4 protein-coding genes are annotated in these 2101 nt (G+C 76.7%); 3 read left to right on the forward strand and 1 reads right to left on the reverse strand.

The annotated features are described in order from the left end of the window. The 3 genes from ACFV4N_RS43130 to ACFV4N_RS43140 all read left to right on the forward strand — a co-directional run. Positions 1–209, forward strand: a 209-nt coding sequence (locus tag ACFV4N_RS43130) for a hypothetical protein (RefSeq protein WP_499678486.1), incomplete at its 5' end; no start/stop codon positions are given. Between the two features lie 7 nt (positions 210–216). Then, a complete protein-coding gene (locus ACFV4N_RS43135; RefSeq protein ID WP_499678487.1) occupies positions 217–1059 on the forward strand; it encodes a carbohydrate ABC transporter permease in 843 nt (280 codons plus the stop codon). Further along, positions 1047–1922 carry a carbohydrate ABC transporter permease gene (locus tag ACFV4N_RS43140; RefSeq protein WP_499678488.1) on the forward strand — a complete coding sequence of 292 codons (876 nt, stop codon included), beginning with the start codon at positions 1047–1049 and terminating at the stop codon, positions 1920–1922. Before ACFV4N_RS43135 ends, ACFV4N_RS43140 begins: the two co-directional genes overlap by 13 nt. Here ACFV4N_RS43140 and ACFV4N_RS43145 read toward each other — a convergent pair. Beyond that, positions 1888–2101, reverse strand: a 214-nt coding sequence (locus ACFV4N_RS43145) for a hypothetical protein (RefSeq protein ID WP_499678489.1), incomplete at its 5' end; no start/stop codon positions are given. The genes ACFV4N_RS43140 and ACFV4N_RS43145 overlap by 35 nt on opposite strands.

Consider the following 2101-nt stretch of genomic DNA (forward strand, 5'->3'; position numbering starts at 1 on the left):
AGCCGGGTTCGGTCACGGCCACGACGCTCGCCGCCGCGGCCGAGGTCGTCGCGGGCGGCACGGGCATGGACTTCATCGCCAACGCCACCGGCGCGGTCCTGGCCGAGAGCTGGACGCCGCGGTTGCAGGAGCTGGCGGCCGGCGAGCGGAGCCCGGAGGACCTGCTGCGGCGGGTGCAGGACGACTACGCCGAGCAGATCGGCGGGTGAACCACCGGTGTCGCGCCTGATCGGTTGGCTGTTCGTGCTGCCCGCGCTCGCCGTGTACGCGGTGTTCGTGTTGCGCCCCTTGGCGTTGACGGTCCAGTACTCGCTGTACCGGTGGGACGGGATCGGTCCGTCCACCTGGGTCGGGTGGGACAACTACCTGGCGGTGCTCACCGACCCCGACCTGTTCGGCGCGATCGGCCACGCGCTGGTGCTGGTCGTGCTCTTCACGGCGGTGCCGCTGTCCCTGGGGCTGCCGGCCGCCGCGGTGCTCCGGCGCGCCACCGGGAGCCGGTCGGTGCGGGCGGTGCTGCTCCTGCCCCAGGCGGTGCCCCTGGTCGCGGCGGGGTTCGCGTGGAGCCTGCTGCTGTCGTCCACGGGCGCGGTCAACCGGCTGCTGGCGGCGGTGGGGCTGGGCGGGGTCGCGCGGGCGTGGCTGGGCGACTCGTCGACGGCGTTGGCCGCGGTCGGGGTGATCGGGGCGTGGGTGCTGCTCGGCCTGTGCACGACGCTGCTGCTGGTGGGCGTGGACCGCATCGACCCGGCGCTGTACGAGGCGGCGCGGCTGGACGGCGCCGGACCGTGGCGGGAGTTCCGCGCGGTCACGCTGCCCGGTGTGCGCCGCGAGCTGGGCGTGTGCGCGACCGTGACGACCACCGCCGCGCTGGCGAGCTTCGACGTCGTGTACGTGACCACGCAGGGCGGGCCGGGCGACGCCACGGCGGTGCCGGGGCTGGAGGTGTTCTCGCTGGCGTTCGCGCACCGGGAGGTGGGGCTGGCCTCCGCGCTGGCGGTGGTGCTGGTGGTGCTGGTCCTGGCGGTGGTGGCGCCGGTGCTGCGGTGGTCGCGGTGACCGCCGGGCGGCGCGAGCGGGTGGCGGGCTCGCTGCTGCTGGCCGCGCTGGTCGTGGTGACGCTGGCGCCCTTGGCCGACCTGTTCGTCACCGCGCTGCACCCGCCGGGGACCTACCCGCGCGGCCTGACGTGGCCCGAGGACCCGCACTGGTCGAACTTCGCGACCGCGTTCCGCTCGGCGCGGGTGGACCGCCTGCTGGCGTCGAGCGGGCTGGTCGTGCTCTGCGCGGTGCCGGCGACCCTGGCCCTGGCCGTGCCGGCCGGCTACGCGCTCGGGCACCTGCGGTTCCCCGGCCACCGGGTGGTGTTCGGGCTGTTCGCGCTCGGGCTGGTGCTGCCGCTGGAGGCCGTGGTCACGCCGCTGTACCACCAGGTGCGCGACCTGGGGCTGCTCAACACGCGGTGGGGGCTGGTGGCGGCGCTGGTCGCGGTGCACCTGCCGTTCGCGGTGTTCTGGACGCGGGCGCACTTCGCCGGCGCGCCCCCGGAGCTGTCGGACAGCGCGCGGCTGGACGGCGCGGGGCCCTGGCAGCTGTTCCGGCGCGTGCACCTGCCCCTGGCGCGGCCCGCGGTGTCGTCGCTGGCGGTCCTGCTGTGCACGTGGACCTGGAACCACTTCCTGCTGGCGATCGTGCTGGTGGACGACCCGGGGCAGCGCACGGCGGCGGGCGTGCTCGGCGCGTTCCAGGGGCGCTGGGGCACCGACGTGCCCCTGCTGTGCGCGGGGACGCTGCTGGTCCTCGCGCCCGTGCTGCTGGTGTTCGCGCTGCTGCACCGCCGGGTGCCCGCCGAGGTGGCGCGGTCGGCGCTCGCGGGCACCGGCCCGTTCACCGGAGCCGGGGGCGCAGCCCGTGGACGATGATCCGGGCGAGGTGCGCCGAGCGCTCCCGGTTGCGGCGCGCGTCGACCCGCGGCTCCCGGTCGCGTCCGCGGGCGGTCGGCGCGGCGCGCTCGGGCGGCGGGCTCGCGGAGATGTGGGGCCTCGGCCAGGGGTTGCCCCTCGACGTCCTGCGCGCCGGGTGAGCCGCGGCGCGGCGGTGC

The organism is Actinosynnema sp. NPDC059797 (assembly GCF_042732085.1).
Taxonomy (GTDB): domain Bacteria; phylum Actinomycetota; class Actinomycetes; order Mycobacteriales; family Pseudonocardiaceae; genus Actinosynnema.